Source organism: Streptomyces iakyrus, from assembly GCF_000717055.1.
In the GTDB taxonomy this organism is placed as follows: domain Bacteria; phylum Actinomycetota; class Actinomycetes; order Streptomycetales; family Streptomycetaceae; genus Streptomyces; species Streptomyces iakyrus.
The window spans coordinates 110,406-127,736 of sequence record NZ_JNXI01000030.1; the positions used below are offsets into that span (position 1 = coordinate 110,406).

Annotated in this window: 20 protein-coding genes and 1 pseudogene; 9 read left to right on the forward strand and 12 right to left on the reverse strand. The window is 70.8% G+C overall.

The genetic code is table 11. The features are described from left to right. Positions 1-24: 24 nt before the first annotated feature. The 12 genes and pseudogenes from OO68_RS36505 to OO68_RS36560 form a co-directional block, all read right to left on the reverse strand. Positions 25-1,260 (reverse strand): MFS transporter, encoded by a 1,236-nt coding sequence (locus OO68_RS36505; protein WP_033313674.1) that lies wholly within the window; start codon positions 1,258-1,260, stop codon positions 25-27. Then, positions 1,257-1,736: a hypothetical protein gene (locus OO68_RS36510; RefSeq protein WP_033313675.1), complete on the reverse strand. Its 480-nt coding sequence runs from the start codon at positions 1,734-1,736 to the stop codon at positions 1,257-1,259. The genes OO68_RS36505 and OO68_RS36510 overlap by 4 nt, the downstream gene beginning before the upstream one ends. Beyond that, positions 1,733-2,575 carry a winged helix-turn-helix transcriptional regulator gene (locus tag OO68_RS36515; protein ID WP_033313676.1) on the reverse strand — a complete coding sequence of 281 codons (843 nt, stop codon included), beginning with the start codon at positions 2,573-2,575 and terminating at the stop codon, positions 1,733-1,735. Before OO68_RS36515 ends, OO68_RS36510 begins: the two co-directional genes overlap by 4 nt. A gap of 42 nt (positions 2,576-2,617) precedes the next feature. Further along, positions 2,618-3,031: a hypothetical protein gene (locus OO68_RS36520; protein WP_033313677.1), complete on the reverse strand. Its 414-nt coding sequence runs from the start codon at positions 3,029-3,031 to the stop codon at positions 2,618-2,620. A gap of 10 nt (positions 3,032-3,041) precedes the next feature. Next, positions 3,042-3,486 (reverse strand): annotated as a pseudogene (locus OO68_RS42710) (hypothetical protein). Continuing rightward, positions 3,483-3,965 carry a hypothetical protein gene (locus OO68_RS36530; RefSeq protein ID WP_033313678.1) on the reverse strand — a complete coding sequence of 161 codons (483 nt, stop codon included), beginning with the start codon at positions 3,963-3,965 and terminating at the stop codon, positions 3,483-3,485. The pseudogene OO68_RS42710 and the gene OO68_RS36530 overlap by 4 nt, the downstream one beginning before the upstream one ends. A gap of 96 nt (positions 3,966-4,061) precedes the next feature. Further along, on the reverse strand, positions 4,062-4,382 hold the full coding sequence (locus OO68_RS47030; protein ID WP_033313679.1) for an SH3 domain-containing protein: 321 nt from the start codon (positions 4,380-4,382) through the stop codon (positions 4,062-4,064). A gap of 182 nt (positions 4,383-4,564) precedes the next feature. After that, positions 4,565-5,308 (reverse strand): hypothetical protein, encoded by a 744-nt coding sequence (locus OO68_RS36540; RefSeq protein WP_033313680.1) that lies wholly within the window; start codon positions 5,306-5,308, stop codon positions 4,565-4,567. Positions 5,309-5,326: 18 nt separating this feature from the next. Next, entirely contained in the window at positions 5,327-5,755 is a 429-nt protein-coding gene (locus OO68_RS48015) for a helix-turn-helix domain-containing protein (RefSeq protein ID WP_245237337.1), read from the reverse strand. Positions 5,756-6,080: 325 nt separating this feature from the next. Then, complete coding sequence (locus tag OO68_RS36550) at positions 6,081-6,566, reverse strand: hypothetical protein (RefSeq protein WP_033313682.1); 486 nt, start codon at positions 6,564-6,566, stop codon at positions 6,081-6,083. Next, positions 6,563-7,105, reverse strand: a complete 543-nt coding sequence (locus tag OO68_RS36555) for a DUF4913 domain-containing protein (protein ID WP_033313753.1) — start codon at positions 7,103-7,105, stop codon at positions 6,563-6,565. The genes OO68_RS36550 and OO68_RS36555 overlap by 4 nt, the downstream gene beginning before the upstream one ends. A 250-nt stretch (positions 7,106-7,355) precedes the next feature. Further along, positions 7,356-8,111, reverse strand: coding sequence for a DNA-methyltransferase (locus OO68_RS36560; RefSeq protein WP_033313684.1), 756 nt, complete (start codon positions 8,109-8,111; stop codon positions 7,356-7,358). Between the two features lie 515 nt (positions 8,112-8,626). Here OO68_RS36560 and OO68_RS36565 point away from each other — a divergent pair. The 9 genes from OO68_RS36565 to OO68_RS36605 all read left to right on the forward strand — a co-directional run bounded on the left by OO68_RS36565 (position 8,627) and on the right by OO68_RS36605 (position 17,179). Further along, positions 8,627-9,757, forward strand: coding sequence for a C40 family peptidase (locus OO68_RS36565; protein ID WP_033313686.1), 1,131 nt, complete (start codon positions 8,627-8,629; stop codon positions 9,755-9,757). Between the two features lie 174 nt (positions 9,758-9,931). Beyond that, positions 9,932-10,297: a hypothetical protein gene (locus tag OO68_RS36570; RefSeq protein ID WP_033313687.1), complete on the forward strand. Its 366-nt coding sequence runs from the start codon at positions 9,932-9,934 to the stop codon at positions 10,295-10,297. A 213-nt stretch (positions 10,298-10,510) separates the two neighbouring features. Next, positions 10,511-10,825 (forward strand): DUF6112 family protein, encoded by a 315-nt coding sequence (locus tag OO68_RS36575; protein ID WP_033313688.1) that lies wholly within the window; start codon positions 10,511-10,513, stop codon positions 10,823-10,825. Beyond that, entirely contained in the window at positions 10,825-11,517 is a 693-nt protein-coding gene (locus OO68_RS36580) for a flagellar basal body-associated FliL family protein (protein ID WP_033313689.1), read from the forward strand. The genes OO68_RS36575 and OO68_RS36580 overlap by 1 nt, the downstream gene beginning before the upstream one ends. 36 nt (positions 11,518-11,553) lie before the next feature. Next, positions 11,554-12,933, forward strand: a complete 1,380-nt coding sequence (locus OO68_RS36585) for an SCO6881 family protein (RefSeq protein WP_033313690.1) — start codon at positions 11,554-11,556, stop codon at positions 12,931-12,933. A gap of 81 nt (positions 12,934-13,014) precedes the next feature. Beyond that, positions 13,015-14,487, forward strand: a complete 1,473-nt coding sequence (locus OO68_RS36590; protein ID WP_033313691.1) for an SCO6880 family protein — start codon at positions 13,015-13,017, stop codon at positions 14,485-14,487. Positions 14,488-14,587: 100 nt separating this feature from the next. After that, the gene (locus OO68_RS36595) at positions 14,588-15,049 is read left to right on the forward strand and encodes a DUF6238 family protein (RefSeq protein WP_033313692.1); all 462 of its coding nucleotides are present in this window, start codon (positions 14,588-14,590) and stop codon (positions 15,047-15,049) included. Positions 15,050-15,077: 28 nt separating this feature from the next. Further along, a complete protein-coding gene (locus tag OO68_RS36600; protein WP_033313693.1) occupies positions 15,078-16,592 on the forward strand; it encodes a VirB4 family type IV secretion system protein in 1,515 nt (504 codons plus the stop codon). An 86-nt stretch (positions 16,593-16,678) separates the two neighbouring features. Next, positions 16,679-17,179 carry a hypothetical protein gene (locus OO68_RS36605; protein ID WP_033313694.1) on the forward strand — a complete coding sequence of 167 codons (501 nt, stop codon included), beginning with the start codon at positions 16,679-16,681 and terminating at the stop codon, positions 17,177-17,179. Positions 17,180-17,331 lie beyond the last annotated feature (152 nt).

Sequence of the window (17,331 nt, forward strand, 5' to 3'; positions counted from 1 at the left end):
CCACAGGCTGGGGGCGCAGCAGGGTCAGGTGCGCAGGGCGGGATCGGTTCGCAGGCGGGCGAAGGCGCAGAACAGACCGAGGGCCTGCAGCGCGGCACAGACGGTGATGACGTGGCCCAGCGCATCGGGCGGAGTGAGCGCGGTGAGCACGCCGGCGACGGGGAAGGGCAGCAGGAGGATGAGGATGGTCGCCGACAGGGTGCTGCCGAACTTCTCCGGAGGGATCAGGCGGGAGCGCAGCGTGCGCAGGACGACCGTCATGCCGCCTTCGCCCGCCATGAGGACCGCGACCAGGACCAGGTAGGACCGGTAGTCGGGAGCCTGGGCAGCGGCGAGACAGCCGAGCGAGGCGAGGGCGGCACAGGCGGCGCCGACCGGCCACAGGCCGAGGCGGTCGAGCGCGAACCGGCAGAGCGTGACGCTGAGGAGCGTCGCTGCGGCAGCGGCGGACCAGACGAGGCCGACTGCGGTGGTGGACTGCCCGAAGTGCTTGACGACGATCACGGGACCGGCCGCTTGAAGAAGGCCGGTGGCCAGGTTGGACAGGGTCAGCCCGGTCACGAGCCAGCCGAGCGCGGGAAGCGAGCGGATGGTGCGCCACCCGGTGAGCAGTCCGGCCCCGGACCTCCCCTTCGCCGCACGGGCCGGTGCCACGGGCGAGTGCGGAGTGCGCAGGGCAAGCAGCGCGGCAAGCAACGAGAGCACGGTGATCACCGCGAGCATCAACGGCGGACCGGCAAGCAGGAGCACCCCGGCGAGCGCCGGACCGGCCAGGGTCGCCGTCTGGTCGATGCCGAGCAGGACGGCCTGGACACGGTGGGCCCGCCGTCCTGCTCGGCGGCCGGCGGCAGCGCCCGCGGTCTCGGCCGCGATATAGCTGAACTCGGTGAGCACGCCGGTCGTCGCCGCCAGCACCATCACGGTCGCGCTCGCCACGGTGCCGGATGGGTGGAGGCGGAGCAGGACCGCGCCGACGGCGAGGGCCAGCGCCCGGCCCAGGGAGGCCAGGTGGAAGACCACCGCAGCACCGCGCCGGTCGACAACCGATCCGGCCCACCCGAACGCAGCCAGCCGCGGTATCCACTCTAGGGCGAAGGCTGCGCCCGTCAGCACGACGGAGCGCGTCGTGGCCAGGACGAGCAGCGGGATGCCGTAGGTGGACATCGCGAACGCCAACGCGTCCGTCGTGCGCGGCAGGTAGATGCTGCGCATCAGCCCGCCGGTGTGGCGTGCGTGCCGGAGCGTGACCGCTTCGCTCACGCGACCGGCTCAGGTTCGGACACCCTGGCCACCTGGAGGTTGTCGGCCAGCCACTGGATCAGGAGCGTGCGGAGACGGGCCAGGCCCGCCTCCGCTCCGTCGGCGCGCTCGGTGGTGAGTGATGGTGACAACAGGGCAAGGACGTGCCGAATGCGGCTGCTGAACGCGCAGACGGGGGCCGGGACGGCGTGACGCCGGGCCCAGCGGGCCATCGCGTCGTACAGGCCGGCCAACTCCATCCCAGCCTCGGTCAGTTCCAAACCGATGCCGGGCGCGATCCGGATAAGACCGTGGGCGCGGGCCGTGTCGGATGCGCTGCGCAGTTGGTGCGTGGGGAGGTCGGGCAGGGTGCCGGCCAGCCGTCGCGGCGGTATGGCGCCGTTGTCATCGATCTCGGTGACCAGGCGGACCAAGGGCCGCGAGGCGAGCAGTTCGACAGCGCGCTGCGCTTCGGCAGAGGTAAAGGGGGTGCTCATCGGCGCGGGCCTCCCGCCGGGACGGCTGCCTTCGGGCGGGTGGTCGCAGCGTGCGAGAAGAGATCCCCGTTGTGCCACGCCGGAGGGGAATGGGGTGTCCGAGCGGGTGGGAGCGCCGTGGGGGCCGGCCGAGACTGGCTGCTGATCCACGGCCTCGGCGCGCGTTGCGCCTGCGGGTGCCCCCAGACCGGGTGCTGGGCCGCCTGGTCGAGGGGCTGCCCGACGGCCCACGCGGACAGGGCGCCGAGCACGGGGCCCAGGCCATCGCCGGCCGCGGACAGCCGGTAGGGCCGGCCCATGCCGTCGGTGTCAACCAGGCCGTCGAAGACGAGCTGCCGCAGAGGCGGATAGATATTGGTCCAGTCGCTGCTGGGCATCACGATTCGGGCCAGAGCCCGGCCGCTGACTTCCTCACGGGACTTCAGCACCCACAGGATGGCGGCGGCATGGCGCCGGGTGAGCAGGGTGAGGCTGTCCTCGATCTGCTCGATCGCGGCCAGCGAGCGGTCCGCCTTCTCCAGGTGTCCCTCGGCCCAGGTAACGATCATCGGCAGGACCGGCAGCAGGGCAACGCCACGTTCGGTGTGGCCGTAGGTCACGTGCCGTGCGGTGTGTTCGGTGCGTTCGACGAGTCCGGCGTCGCACAGCGCCTTGAGTTTGGGGTGGAGCTGGCCGTTCTGCAGCCAGGACACCTTGGCCGCCAGCTCGCTGTAGCGCAGCGGCGGGCCGGAGAGGGCCAAGAGGATCCTCACGCTCCAGCGCGGAGTGATCATGGCGAGGGCCTCGGTGACCCGGGCGATGTCGGCGTCGGCGTCAGGGGGCAGAGCGGTGATGGCCAAGGGAGGAACTCCAGGGTGCATGAAAGGGGAATCGCCTGCGAGTCAGCGGCTGTGCGCCGGACTCGGCGCCGCAAGAGGCGGAGCCGGAGCAGGTGGCGAGGGAGCTGGCGGGACAGGCGTCGGGGCCGGGACGCGGCCCAGGCTCTGCATGACGGCGGCGACCGATTTGGCCTGGACCTCGCGGACGGCGACGGCTTCGGCGAGCCGGCGGGTGCCGTCGAGGAGGTGGGAGACCTCGTGCGGGCCGATCTGCCGTTCGGGGTGGATGAGCCGGGCGAGGTGGTCGCGGTGGAAGTCGATGCTGCGCTCGGCCACGGCAAGGTCGTCGTGCATGCCGAGCAGGGCACAGAGCATGCCGGGCGGCTGGTCCTGGGCGTGGGCTTCGAGGTCGGCGAGCGGTGCGCCGTAAAGGTCCTCGATCCGTCCAGCTATGTCGGTGGACGTGGGGTGGGGCAATCGGGGGCTTTCACGGTCGGCGGGCCCGGGCCGCCCCGGCACGCCGGGGTGCCGGGGCGGCAGATGGGGGCACGATTGCGGTGGCCCTGAGCTGAGCCGTTCGTACGTGCCGGGCCTGCTGGGCGGGCGGGGGCATGGTGCGCAGCAGCTCGCCGAGGGCGGCGCGGGTAGGCGTCTCGGGCCTCCAGTGCCGCGTCCAGCCACTGCGCGTCGAAGCGGAGCTTGTCCGCCGACAGTTCGCCATGGTTGCGGTCCGGATCCATGTCGGCGTGGACGCGGTCGCGGACGCGGGCGACCTGCTCCTCGGTGAGTGCCAGGAAGGACCGCAGTTCCAGGGCCCGGGCGAGCGCGGGCGAGGCATCGTGGTCGGCAGCCGCCTCGTACAGCTCGAGGACCGGCTTACCGAAGACCTTCTGCAGGTCGGCGTCCATGGTGCTGGCCTTGTCCCGGCTCATCGGGCGGCCCTTGCCGACCGCCAGGCCGTCGCCGGTGCGGTTGAACCCGCGGGCCGGTTGGGGGCGCTGGTCTGCACCGCAGGCCCGGTGCGGGGCCGAAGGCGGGCGAGGCGCTCTGCGGCGAGGTCCTTCTTCCCGGGGGCGTTCGGGTCGAGGAGCCATCGCACCACCATCGCCCGGCCGTCGCGGGCAGTGACGGCCGCGTTCACCCGGTGGGCGAGGCCCATCGTCGGGTCGTCGACCGCGCTGGGCTGGGTCTGCAGTGCGGCGAGGAGGTCGTCCTCCGCGCGCTCCAGCACGGACTGGGCCTCGACGAGAAGGCCGTGCCACTTGACGACGTCGGTGGCGTCAGGGTTCGCGGTCGGCGCGGCGGCGACCGCGGCCTTCAACTGGTCCATGCCCATGTCGAAGCTCGCTTCGATCCGTTCGGTGAGCACGCCCACGACATCCGCAGACTCCTCGGATATGCCGTCGGACAAGGGGGATCTCCTGTTCTGGATAGGCTGATGCGTAGGGAATGTGAGGGGCCCCGTACTCGGCGGATCAGCCGCTTGCCGGGAGGTGCTGAAGCCTGGTCAGTCCAGGCACATACGGACGTCGCGGTAGACGTACGTGCCGGAGACCCAGCCCTTGACGCCGGTCGTCTTGTCTGTGATGTAGAGCCAGTTGCCGCTCTTCTTGGAGACGGTGAACTTGTGGCTCTTGTAGAGCACGCCGAGCGCCGTGGACTTCGAGCTGGCCTTGGACCGGATGGTCACGGCCTTGGCGTGCACCGCGTACGGGAGCGGCGGCAGGTTGTGGCAGCTGACGACGGGGGCGGCGGTTGCTGCGGTGGGTACGGTCGCGGCGCTGGCGGAGGTGGCGGACAGCACCGGCAGCGCGAATGCGCCGAGCATCGCCGCTGAAATGGCAATTCGGGTGGAGCGCATGCGGAAGAAGCCTCCGTGAAGGCGTGGGGGAATGTGGGGAAGGGCGCCGAGGGGGTTGTCCCGGCGGCTGTATAAGAGTCCGGAGAATCGCCGGTTTGGCTAACCGGCGTTCGTCGGCTATGTTGCGCCGCCCGCGTCGGGCTGAGCGCTCAGCGCGAACGGCCTGGCGGGCGCGGGGCAGGGGCCTTCGCCACACCGGCCGGGCGGCTGGCGGCGGCTGCCGGGCGGACCGGCGGGAGAGGGCCGGCCTCGCCGGTGAGCCGGTCGTCGCACCACTGCACTGCCTCGTCGACCGTGTCGAAGCCGCCCTCGCGCACGGTGTGCGTCCAGGTGTCGGTGTCGACCTCTTCGACCACAACGCGGAACGGCGACGGGGCGCGTTCGTCCAGGACGCGCAGGGCCACGACGACGACCATGTCGTCCGGGTCGTCGCTGGTGTAGGAGTAGCCCATGGCGTAGTGGTCACCGTCGCCGGCGAGGCGTCGCTCCAGTGCTCGCGTGACCTCGTCAGCCGGCGGCGGGCCCAGCTCGGGGTCGAGGCCGATGGCATCGTGCGGGCAGCCGCGGTGAATGAGCCAGGACTGCGCCATCGCGGGCAGCGGCAGCGGGGCCTCCTCGAAGCTGAACGTCCGCTTCTCGTGGTCCCGTTGCAGATGCACGGCGAGCACCTGGGGCATGCCGGGGTGCCCCCACGTCGCGGTGCGGTCGAACAGGACGTAGTAGCTGTGCGGACCGTCGTGATGTTCGGCGAGGGGGACGAGCATGTCCTCGTGGACGCCGACCTTGCGGCAGAAGTCGAGGTACCTCTCCTCGTCGGCGTCGAGGTCGTCCAGATCGAAGTCGACTTGAGGGATGGACTTCCGGGCCGGCGCCGGTTCGGTGGGAGACAACAAGTGGCCTTTCGGTGGAGTTCAGCGCCGCTGCGCCGGAGTGGACGGCGATGTGCCGGGGCGAGCTGGGACCTTCGGCGTCTGCGTCGTGGGGGCCCGGCGGGCGGTGAACAGCGCGGCTCTTCCGGCGTCGGTGAGCGCGACCGGCTGGCCAGCGTGTACGGGGTGGCCGGTGTCCTGGGCGACCAGGCCGGCGTCCTCCAGCCGCCGTAGCTTGGTGTGGGGCATGCGGGTGCCGGAGGCGGCTGCGACGGACATCCGGCCGGTCAGCAGGTGTTCGTAGAGCTTGGCGCCGCCGGCGATGGCGAGCAGCGCCGCCGGGTCGTCAGTCGAGAGCTGCTGCGCGTCGGGCGCGACGGACGCTGCTGCGGCTTCGATGGGCTCCAGGGCGGCGAGCACATCCCGGGCAGCGGCGTCCCGCGCGTCGGCAGCCTCTTCCAACTGGTCCACGGTGCGGTCGATACGCCTGAACAGAGCGCCGTCGATGTCGAACTCGCGATACGCGCGAACAGAGCGCCGTCGATGTCGAACTCGCCGCTGGACAGGCGGTTGAGGAGGCCAGATGGAAGATGACGCCAGTCTGGGTCTTGGCCAGCTTCCGGTGCCGGCCCACCAGTTGGGCGTGCTGCTCGTCGAGGACGCCGCGGTCGCGGTAGGCCCACGGGGTGTCGATGTCGTGCCCGGTGGCGGCTTCGGGGCGATGGTCGAGAGGGGAGACCGCACGCCGGGAGGGTGTCGGCGCGGGTTCAGGGGGCACAGGCGACGCTCCGTGCGTTCAGCGGGTGGGATGGTGCGCGGGGTTCGGTGCGGGACGGGGCAGACCCGGTGGCGGAGTGGGCGGCGGACCGGGCCGGGGCACGGGCGCGCGGGCGGCCAGTTGCGGGGAACGGGAGCGTGCCGCGTGGGTGCGGGCGCTCAGCGGCCGGCGAGTCATGCCCAGACGGCGGCCGACCTCGTCGTAGACGTCGTTGCCCGCGCGCGGCCGGATCGCGACGACGTGGATCTCCTTGTGGTGGGCGGACTCCGCGGGAGCCGGCCGGACGGCGTAGACGACGCGCCAGTCCTTGCGGGAGTCCACGAACAGCTTTCGACAGCCCTCCAGGTCACCGTCGAGGCGCAGCCCGAAGCGCTGCGCGTTCACGACTTCCTGCAGGTAGGCAAGGGTGAGGTCGCGTATGTCGCTGGGGGCCTGGAGAAGATCGGTCAGCGCGCGCGGATCGAAGCTCAGTCCGAAGGCGGGCTGTCCCTGTCCCGCGGTCATGACGCCAGCTCGTCCTGGTCAGCGGCTTCCGCCGTGGCCGCCGTCTCCGTCCGTACGGACGGCGGCGGACCGGGCAGGAGACGGTGTGCGGGCCGGTCGGGAGAGGTCATGCAGGCCGACAGCGGGCCGCCGGGTGCGCGGATCGCCGCGACGGCGTGGGTGAGGAAGTCTCGGTGCCACACGAACAGGCCGGAGAGCCCGGCTTCGGGGTCCTTGTGCTGCTGGTAGGCGAGCCACAAGGCATGGAGCCAGGCCACGACATCGTCGTGCTCCTGCCACTGGAGGCACCAGGGCGCCGCGGTGGTGACCTCCGCCCCGTAGACCGGGAGGAAGAAGTCGTCGACCCAGTCGGACAGGGCGTCGAGTTCGTCCTCGCGTTCCTCTCCGTCCAGTTCCAGGATCGGGCGGGGCTCCGGTGGAGCGGCGGCCGGCGGGCCGCCGAGTCCCGGCATGCCGAACGCTGCGAACGGTGATCCACTCGGCGACGGGGCGGACGCGAGGTGGTCGAGCTGCTGAGCCTGTTGCGCCGACTGCTCCATGAGCCGCCGCACGCTCGCCTCGATTCCCTCCAGCTGTGGATCCGGAATACGAATCGGCTCCAACTCTCCATCAGTGGCAGGCTTTGCGGATTCGGGCATTGAGAAGTTCGGCCTCCTACGAGACGCGGAATGAGGGAAGTGCGGGGGCGCCCTCGCGCGGCGCCGCCATCGGATTGCACGTTCCTCCGGCGGTATTTCGCCAACGGCTGCGGTGGGAGCTGGTCGCCTTGGCGACGGGCAAGGACGCGGCTCAGCCGGTGAGAACCACGTCGTTCTGCGCGAGGGTTGCGCGGATCGTCTCGGTGAGCCGGTCGGCCGCGATCGACGCGTAGTGCTCGGTCTTCTCCACGCCGATGAAGTCCCGGCCTTCCAACAGGGCGGCCACGCCCGTGGAGCCGGAGCCGGCGCAGAAGTCGAGGACCGTGCCGCCCTCGGGGCTGATCTTGACCAGCTCGCGCATCACCTCGACCGGCTTCTGCGTGATGTGCTGGCGCTTCGCGCCAGAGGGCTGCGAAGCCGAGTACATGCCAGGCAGATAGACGGGGTTGCGGGAGCCGTCGATCGGCCCCTTGCTGGCCCAGACGATGAACTCGCAGTTCTGGGTGAACCGGCCCTTCTGGGGCCTGGCTTGCGGCTTGTGCCAGGCCAGGACACCGCGCCACAGCCATCCGGCCGCCTGGATCGCATCCGTCGTCGTCGGGAGCTGGCGCCAGTCGGTGAACAACAGGGCCGTTCCGCCGGTCTTGGTGAGGCGGTGGGCCTCGGTCATGATCTGCGTCAGCCAGAACGAGTAGGACCTCTGGTCCATGTTCTCGCCGGTGAAGTCGGCGAGGTCGTTCTTGGCGTCGGCCGAGGTGTACTTCTGCTTCGCGGAGCGCGTGGTGCGCTCCTTCGCGGTCCGGCCTCCGCTGTTGTACGGCGGGTCGGTGATGACGGAGTCGACGCAGCCGTCCGGAAGGCCGGAGAGAACGGCCAAAGCGTCGCCCTGGTGAAGGGAAAAAGGCAAAGAGGAACCCCGATTCGGGTTGCGGAAACGCGGAGGGAAATAGCCGCCTCGCTCAGGAGTCCTCGCGGGCCGGAAGTGGGCATGCAGAAGCCCAGGGCCGCAGACCGAGGAGGGCGAGGGGAGTCCAAAAACTGTAGAGGCGAAACCGCCGACGACCAAGAAGTGCCCTGTCGAGGTATCGGATTCCGGCACCTCACGCCGACTTTTTGGTCAACCGCCGATCCGCGCCTACTGTTTTTGAACCGCCCGGCGCACACCGCCGCTGGCCACTCCCCTGCCACACTTCACGGAGGTACCCCTTGCCCCGGTGCACCTAGCTCACGGTCCGGCCACGCGGAGCGAGCGGCAACTCGCCCCGCACCGGCCCGTCCCGATCGCCCACCCCGGCTGCCGCGCCCTTCCGAGACGCCTCGCGCACGCGGTACGCCGGACACCTCACCCCCCAAGGACCCGTTCATGACCTCTCGCTACCCACCCATGCCCGAAACCGCTGACCGGCGAGCGGTCCGCTCGGCTTGAAGGGGCTCGCCGCCGGCATCGGCGTCGTCTTCCTCTCCCCGATCCTGATCGCCGGCACCGGCATGATGCTGGCCTCCTCGGCCGACGCCGTGCAGAGCAGCGGCTCCTTCAGCAGCTGCCTGAGCGACATCGACAGCGACAAGGTCGCCGAACAGGTCACCAAGATCCTCGACGGCGCCTCCGGCAAGGACGTGCACGTCGAGGGCCTGGACCTGCCCGCCGAGCAGGTCCCCAACGCCCAGACGATCGTGGCCGCCGGCCTCTCCCTCGACGTCCCCAAGAAGGGACAGATCATCGCGCTCGCCACGGCGATGCAGGAGAGCCGACTGCGCAACCTCGCCTACGGCGACCGCGACTCCCTCGGCCTCTTCCAGCAGCGCCCTTCCCAGGGCTGGGGCAGCGCCGAGCAGATCCGCGACCCCACCTACGCGAGCGAGCAGTTCTACAAGCACTTGCTCAAAGTGAGCGGGTGGCAGCAGATGACCGTCACACAGGCCGCCCAAGCCGTGCAGAAGTCCGGCCTGCCAGACGCGTACGCGCAGTGGGAAGAGCTCGCCGCCGCGCTGCAGGCCGCCATCGCCAAGACCTTCCCCGGCGGCGGTGACGCGGACGGCAAGGGCACAGACCAGGACAAGAAGCCGTCGACCAGTACGACCGGCTGCGCGCCGGGCGAGGACGGTTCCGGCTTCGGCCGCATCCCCGAGGGGAGCGTCCCGAAGGGCTACTCGATCCCCAAGGACGCCCATCCGAGGGCCCGTAAGGCCATCACGTGGGCGATGCAGCAGCTCGGCACGCTCTACCAGTGGGGCGGCTCCTGTACGAACTCGCACGGCCCCGACCCCATGGGCCGCTGCGACTGCTCCAGCCTGATGCAGCAGGCGTACGCGCATGCCGGCGTCACGCTCACCCGCACCACGTACACGCAGGTCAACGAGGGCAAGGCGGTCTCGCCCTCCCAACTTGAGCCCGGGGACCTGATATTTAGCCGCGGCACCGCCGCACGGCCCGAGCATGTCGGCATGTACATGGGCGAGGGCCTCGTGATCGAGGCGCCGCGCACCACCAAGCCGGTCCGGATCACACCGATCAAGGACTGGACGGTCCTCGCCGCCCGCCGCGTCATCTGATCCCGTCAGCCCGCAGGCCCGCGAGCCGCCGTCACCAGGACCTCGCCGGTGGTCTGCCCGATTAGCTGGGCTCGGTGGCCAATTCCCCATCTCTCTCGATCGCTTCGCCCGACGGCCGCCCTGCAGGACGAGCCGACGGCCCACTCCCTATCCCCAACACCCCGGAGCATCCACGTGACAATCCACTCCCGCGTCCGGCGCGCCCTCGCGGCCAGCTCGATCGGCCTCGCAGTTGCGGCCGGCGGCCTAGCCAGCGCCTCCACAGCCCAGGCGTACGACACCGGCCACACGACGATCTCGTGCAAGGCGGTCAAGGTCCGCAAGGATCCTTCGAAGAAGTCCGCCGTCGTGGGCATTGCCTACCGGCACGACAAGGTCGCCTATGACCAGTTCGCGTACAAGCGCGCAGAGAAGACCTGGTACACCCGCGGCGCGGTGACCCGGAAGTCCGACGGCAAGAAGATCCGCGGATACATGATCTACAACTGCGCCAACCCGTACGAGTCGAACCCGGCGCCGAAGCCGTCGATCCCGAAGTAGCACGCCCCGACAGCCCTCCCTGGCCCCGAGCCGAAAGAGCGGTCTCGAAGCCGCACCCCGGCCCGAGGAGTGGCCTCTCCCCGCCTCTGCCCGAGGTCGGTGCGGGCTGGGCACCGCCGCGGCCACTTCTGCGCTCCGAGCGCACCCCCTCCGCTTCCCCCTTTCCCGCTGGCCCTCGCCTGGCCCGCGTATGCAAGGAGCCCTGCCACACCTATGTCCGTCCCTCTCGCAGACCGCGTCATCCAGCTTGCCTACGACCCAGGAATCTCACCCCAAGGCGGCGGACTGCCCGGGCTGAGTGTGCTGAAGAACGTCGTCAACAGCATCAACATGTTCGGGATCATCGCCGTCGTCGGTGCCCTCGCCGTCTCGCTCGGCGTATGGGCCTGGGGTCACCACACCGGTGGTCACCAGGCCGAGGCCAACGGTAAGAAGGGGGCGGTCGTGGCCGCCGGCGCTGCCCTCGGGTTGGGCGCCGCGAACGGAATCGTGGCCTTCTTCTCCGGCCTGGGGTCGCAGGTCCATTGATGCGGAAACGATCCCCCTCCTTTTCGCTGTCCTCGTACGGCTCGGGCTGGTCGGCCAACCGGCGCATCGCGACCGTCACCTGCATAGTCGCCGTCCTGCTCGCCATCGCCGGGATCGTCGCCCTGCTGACCGGCGGTGGGAACAGCCACCAGGCCCCGGACGAGGCCCGGCCTGCCCCGGCTGACAGCCCGTCCTCCACCGAGGCCGCCCCGAAGCCGTCCTCCGGATCCGGGTCAGTTCCCAAGCCCCCGCAGATCGCCGAACCGGTCGCCTACGCCAAGGCGGCGGCCCGGATGCTGTGGTACTACGACACCCGCGACACCAGCCGCGACCAGCAGCTCGCCGGCATGCGCGCCTGGATGACCACGGAGCCCAAGTACGCCGACTGGGCCTCGGTCTCCGGCCAGGTTCCCGATCCAGTGCTGTGGTCGCGGATGGCCGACCAGGACCAGCGCGCGACCGCCAGCGTCACCGAGGGCCACTACCCGTCCGCCTTCAAGGCGGCCCTGGCCGACGACCCGTCCGCGATCACCGAGGCGTACATCTACGTCGTCACCGTCAACGGCAAGCAGACGCTCAGCTGGAAGAAGGGCGGCGGAGGGGCTGAGGAACGGGCCGTGACCCTCGCCGTCCAGTGCCGCCCGAATCACGACTGCGCCCTGGCCGCCATCGCACCGAGCGTCACGCAGTGACCCGCGCCTGACACAAGAATGGAGGAGTAACTTCCCGTGGGTTTCTGTGATTTCCCCCTGGCAGACAAGCTGTGCGCCGTCGGTGACGCGGTCGACTTCGCCTCGGACCCCGCCAAGGCCATGGGCGACTGGATGGCGAAGTCCGCCGGTGAACTGGCAGCCGCCGCAGCCGACCTGGCGGCCGAGGCAGTCAACACCACCACCAAGGTCGACCTGAACGCCGGGTGGTTCCGGGACAACTACGAGATGTTGCTGCCGCTGGGCCTGGTTCTGCTGGTCGCGACGTTCTGCGCGCAGCTGGTCCGAGCCGCCGTCAGGCGCGACGGACAAGCTCTGACACAAGCGTTCACCGGCACCATGTCGGGCGTCCTGTTCGCCTTCTGCGCCATCTCCCTGACCACGATCGCCGTCGAAGTGGTCGACGCTCTGTCCGCCGGCCTGTTCAAGACAGCGAACCTGAACATCGAGTCGGCTGTGCGTCGCATCGTGAAGGTCGGCCAGATCCCGGGCCTGTCCGCACTGGGCTGGCTCGTGGCGGCAGTCGCCGGTCTCGGCGCCGCCATCGGCGCGTTCCTCTACTGGTGCGTGATGATGGTCCGCAAGGTCGGCATCCTCGTCATGGTCACCCTGGCCGTCTTCGCCTCCGCCGGCGGTGGCTGGGAGGTCGCGCGCCGCTGGCGCAGGGGCTGGATCGAAGCCACCGCCACCCTCGTCGTCTCCAAGCTGCTGATGACCGTGATCTTCGTGCTCGGTATCGCCGCCATGGGCAAGACTGAGGCCGGCGATGGTATCGCCGCTTTGGCCGACGTGATGTCCGGCATCGTGATCATGATTCTGGTGTTGCTGTGCCCGTACGCCGTCTTCAAGTTCGTGCACTGGGCAGCCGAAGGCACCGACGGCGAGTCCATCCACCGGGCCGGTGGCGCTGGGGCCCAGATGGCCAAGGCTCACGCCGAGAAGGCCGCCCGTAAGACCGCCGCCGCTGCGGCCACCGCCGGAACCGGTGGCGCTGCCGCCGGAGCAGGCGCCGCAGCGCTGGGCAGTGAGGCTGCTGCTGGAGGCGGTTTCCCTGGCGACATCGCCGCCGACCCGACCGGCGGAGGCGGAGGGGGCAAGGAGGGATCGCAGAGTGGCGGAACGGGTGCCTCGCCCGGCGGCGACGCGGTCAAGTCAGGCTTGGAGAAGGCCGTCCAGCCCGCGCCGACGAGCGTGTCCGACGACACCAGCGGCCAGGTGGGCGGCAGCCCGGGGCCTGGCGGATCCGGTGCGAGTGCCGCGTCTGGGCAGAGCGGCGGATGGCAGTCCACTCCGCCGACGACGACACCGCCGCCGCAGGGGGCACCGCCGTCCTCCGGCACGCAGAATGCCCCGTCCAGCGGGGCGAGCGGACCCCCGCCGCCTCCGACCGGCCTCTGATTCCCTGACCGATCCCTGGGGGTGGGATGTGCACGCGCCCTCCCGCCCCCGGGTTCCACCCGCGCCTCCAGGACCCGCCCCTTGACTGATCTTTCCGTCGCCCCGGTCACGGTGAAGTTCCCGCACCGGAGCCGCCGCGGCATCCTCCTCGGCCTGTCCCTGCCCCAACTCGTCCTCGTCTCCTGCATGCTGGCCCTGCTGCTGATGACGGTGATCTCCACCGGGCTGCTCGGCGCCGTCGCCCTGGCACCGCTGTGGGCGGCATCCGGGGCACTCGTCGCGATCCGTCGGCACGGCCGCTCCCTGATCGACTGGGCGCCGATCGTCACCCGGTATGCGCACCGTCGCCGCACCGGCCAGACCCTCTGGCTAGCTCGGCCCGTCAGCCGGCCCCGGCAGGACGGCGTCCTCCATCTGCCCGGCACCGCCGCTTCCCTCAAGGTGGTCACCCCCGGCGACTCCGCCAACGGCGCCGCAGCCGTCCACGACCCGCACCAGCAGACCCTGACCGCCATCGCCCGCGTCACCAGCCGCGCCTTCGCCCTGCTCGACCCCGCCACCCAGAACCACAACGTGAGCAGTTGGGGACGCGCGCTCGCGGGCATCGCCCGCACCGGGCACGTCGCCACTGTGCAGGTGCTGGAACGCACCGTCCCCGACTCGGGCGACACCCTCACCCGCCACTGGGTCCACAACGGGCAGCCCCAGACCCCCGTCGCCGGACAGATCTACTCGGAGCTGGTCTCCTCTGCCGGCCCTGCCGCCGCCCCGCACGAGACCTACCTCGCCATCTCCCTCGACCTCAAGGCCGCCCGGCGCCTGATCAACCAGGCCGGCGGAGGGCTGCCCGGGGCGTTCACCGTCATGGGGCAGACCACCGCGTCCATCGCGCAGGCCGCCCGCAACGCAGGTCTCCAGGTCACCGGCTGGCTGAGCGCGCGGGAAATCGCCGCCGTCATTCGCACCGCCTACGACCCGAAGGCCCTCGCCGCGCTCCAGCAGTGGTCCGAGACCGGCCGCGCCGAAGCCGACCCCGCAGCCGCCGGTCCCGTCGTGCAGTTCGAGGAGTACGACCGCCTCGCCACCGACAGCGCACGGCACGCGACGTACTGGGTGGAGAACTGGCCAAGGACCGAGATGGGGGCAGGGTTCCTGCACGGGCTGATGTTCACGGCCGGTGTGCGCCGCAGCCTCTCCCTTATATATGTGCCGCAGGGGCTCGAGTCCGCACTGCGGGACGTCCAGCGCAAGAAGGCCGCGATCATCGCCGACGCCAACGAGCGCGCCCGCCGCGGGCAGGTCGATTCCGAAGAGGACTCCGTCGAGTACGCCGACGTCAAAACCCGCGAACGCCAGCTCATCGCCGGGCACGCGGACGTCGCACTGACCGGCCTGGTCACCGTCACCGCCGAGACCGACGCCCTCCTGGACGCCGCCTGCGCACAGATCGAGACCCACGCCGTCACCTCCGGCGTCGACCTTCGTCGGCTCAACTACCAGCAGCCCGACGCCTTCGCCCTCTCCGCGCTCCCGCTCGCCCGCACCGCCCTGTGAACCAGCCGCGCCCGTGCGCACCCTGACCCACCGCACTCCGGATCACCCGCGACGGGACGCCCCTCACCACCCTGCCTAACGGCAGGAAGGACCACCACCTTTGACCTCTCCTACGCGCCCCGACGACGCGCACCCCTACCTCCGCGCCGCGAGCGCCGGCATCCGCCACCACACACGGACCCTAGCGCCGTCGGACGCGGACCCGCCCAAGCCCGGAGATCGTCTGCACCTTGACGTGCTGCACGCCCACCTCACCACTCTGCTCCAGCTTCTGGACCGGCTCGCCGACCACACCCGGCCCCCGCACCCGGCCGCCGGACGTCACCTGGCCACCGCCCACACCAGGCTCTGGCAGGCCACCACCGAAGTCCACGCCGCCTTCCACCTGCTGCCCGGCACACCCCAGGCCGACGCCGAGACAAGCGCCTGCCATCCAGAGCGGCTCCCCGAGGGCCCGCCCGTGCTGACGATCTGCCAACGCCACCTCACCGCCGGACACGTAGTCCGCCGCAAAACCACCCCCACCGACCTCCGCCCGCACACCACGGCCTGTGTGCGATGAGTACCACCCGCAGAATCGAGGGCCCCCGATGAGCCACCGGCCCGCCCGTCGCGCCCGCCGCGCGTCCGCCAGCCCGCTGTTCACCCCCCACGGCACCGACCGCGCCAGCCGCAAGGCCGCCCGCCGCCAGCTCGCCGAGGCCACCGCCAAAGCTCGCGCCGAAGCCAGCGCCCACCAGAGCGAAAGCACGCCCGCCGAGCACCAGCTGCCCGCCCCGCTCTACCCACCGAGCGGACGCCCCGGGCCCGCCTCCTCTCGTGGGAACCGGCTGAAGCTGCCCGCCCACAGCATGACCACCGCGGTCGCGGCCGGCGCCTATCCCTTCCTCGCCGAAGGCGGACTCGGTGCCGAGGGCATCTACATCGGCCGCGACGTCCACGCCGAAGCATCATTCGTCTTCGACCCGTTCGCTCTGTACGGCAAAGTCGAGGGATTCACCAACCCCAACCTTTTGCTCGCCGGCGTGATCGGCCAGGGCAAGAGCGCCCTCGCCAAGTCCTTCGCGCTGCGATCGGTCGCCTTCGGATACCGCGTCTACGTCCCGTGCGACCCGAAGGGCGAGTGGACTCCGGTGGCGGAAGCCCTCGGCGGCCGGTCCGTCGCCCTCGGTCCCGGACTGCCGGGTCGCCTGAACCCCTTGGACGCGGCCCCGCGCCCGGAGAGCGTGGCCGAGGCCGACTGGGTCAGCGAGATCCGCAAGCGGCGCCTGCTCCTGCTCGGCTCCCTTGCCCGCACCATCCTGGGCCGGGACCTGATGCCCATGGAGCACACCGCCCTGGACGTCGCCCTCGACGCCGTCGTCACCCGCGCCGCCGACACGCACCGCACCCCGCTCCTCGGCGACGTCGCCGCCGCCCTCAACAACCCCCACGAGCTCGACGAGGCCGCCGGGATGATGTCGGGCCAACTCGGCGACGCAGCGCGAGACCTGGCCCACGCCATGCGGCGCCTGGTCCACGGCGACCTGGCCGGCATGTTCGACGCCCCCTCCACCGTCGCATTCGATCCGAACGCGCCGATGCTCACCATCGACCTGTCCCGCCTGGGCGGCTCCGGGGACGACACCGCCCTCGTCCTGGCGATGACCTGCGCGAGCGCCTGGATGGAATCCGCCCTCTCCGATCCCAGCGGCGGCCGGCGCTGGATCGTGTACGACGAGGCATGGCGCCTGATGCGGCACGTCGGCCTGCTCCAGCGGATGCAGGCCCAGTGGAAGCTCTCCCGCGGCCTCGGCATCGCCAACCTCATGGTGATCCACCGGCTGTCCGACCTGCTCACAGCTGGCGACGCCGGATCACAGGGCCGCGCCCTGGCCGAGGGACTCCTCGCCGACTGCAGCACCCGGATCATCTACCGCCAGGAGACCGACCAGCTCCACGCCGCGGCCTCCCTGCTCGGCCTGACCTCCGTCGAGATGGACGCCATCGCGCACCTCAACCGAGGGCGCGGTCTGTGGAAGGTCGCCGGACGATCCTTCATCGTGCAGCACCTCCTGCACAGCCACGAACTGGCGCTCTTCGACACCGACGCCCGTATGCACTGAGGACCAAGAGGCCCGTGAGGCCCGACTTCCAACGCGACTTGATACCGAGCGACGAGGTGCTTCAGCTTATCGGCGCGCTCAATGCGATGAAGGACGAACTGCTCAACGCTGCCCAGCAGTGGGAGCTGCTGGACGAGAACGGACACGTACCGGTCACGCCTTCCTGCACCGTGCTGCTCCAGCACGCCACCGACGCACAGGACCTCTCCCGCGATGTCCTCCGGCTCACTGCTGACTTCGCCCGGAGCCCCCACCACACCACCCGCGCCGGCGGCACCGTTCTGAAGCATCTCGGCACGGCGGCAACCACGTCGAGCCACGCAGCCCCGCACTTCACCAAGTCCGCGGAGTGTGCCCTGGCCCTGCCCCGGTCTCCCAACCCGACCACCCGGCACCACCTCGCGAATCGCATGGTCATCGACCACGCCTCAGCCCGCGCCTTCCTGCGGCGCACCTCGGAACCCCTTCGTGACGCGGCCAAGGAACTCGCCGACCACCTCAGCTTCCAACGCTTCCTCGCGACGCTCACCCGTCAGGAAGGCCCGCCAGCGCCTCCGCCACCCAAGCCGAGCGGTTGCCACCGCTGACCGCGCCTGCCCCCAAGCCCGACCCACCCACATCCCAAGGAATGCCCTGAACCGCCCCGCTCATTTCAGCGACGCCGACCGGGCCGAATACCAGCCGTGCCAGGCCGAGCACGACGACCTCATGGCGCAAGTCGCCGATCGTGAAGCCCAGC

Bases quoted from the DNA above. Each gene is read 5' to 3' on its own strand.
- OO68_RS36605 (WP_033313694.1), top strand. From the start codon at position 16,679: ATGAAGGACGAACTGCTCAACGCTGCCCAGCAGTGGGAGCTGCTGGAC.
- OO68_RS36600 (WP_033313693.1), top strand. From the start codon at position 15,078: ATGAGCCACCGGCCCGCCCGTCGCGCCCGCCGCGCGTCCGCCAGCCCG.
- OO68_RS36550 (WP_033313682.1), bottom strand. From the start codon at position 6,566: ATGACCGCGGGACAGGGACAGCCCGCCTTCGGACTGAGCTTCGATCCG.
- OO68_RS36575 (WP_033313688.1), top strand. From the start codon at position 10,511: ATGTCCGTCCCTCTCGCAGACCGCGTCATCCAGCTTGCCTACGACCCA.
- OO68_RS47030 (WP_033313679.1), bottom strand. From the start codon at position 4,382: ATGCTCGGCGCATTCGCGCTGCCGGTGCTGTCCGCCACCTCCGCCAGC.
- OO68_RS36555 (WP_033313753.1), bottom strand. From the start codon at position 7,105: ATGGAGCAGTCGGCGCAACAGGCTCAGCAGCTCGACCACCTCGCGTCC.
- OO68_RS36580 (WP_033313689.1), top strand. From the start codon at position 10,825: ATGCGGAAACGATCCCCCTCCTTTTCGCTGTCCTCGTACGGCTCGGGC.
- OO68_RS36510 (WP_033313675.1), bottom strand. From the start codon at position 1,736: ATGAGCACCCCCTTTACCTCTGCCGAAGCGCAGCGCGCTGTCGAACTG.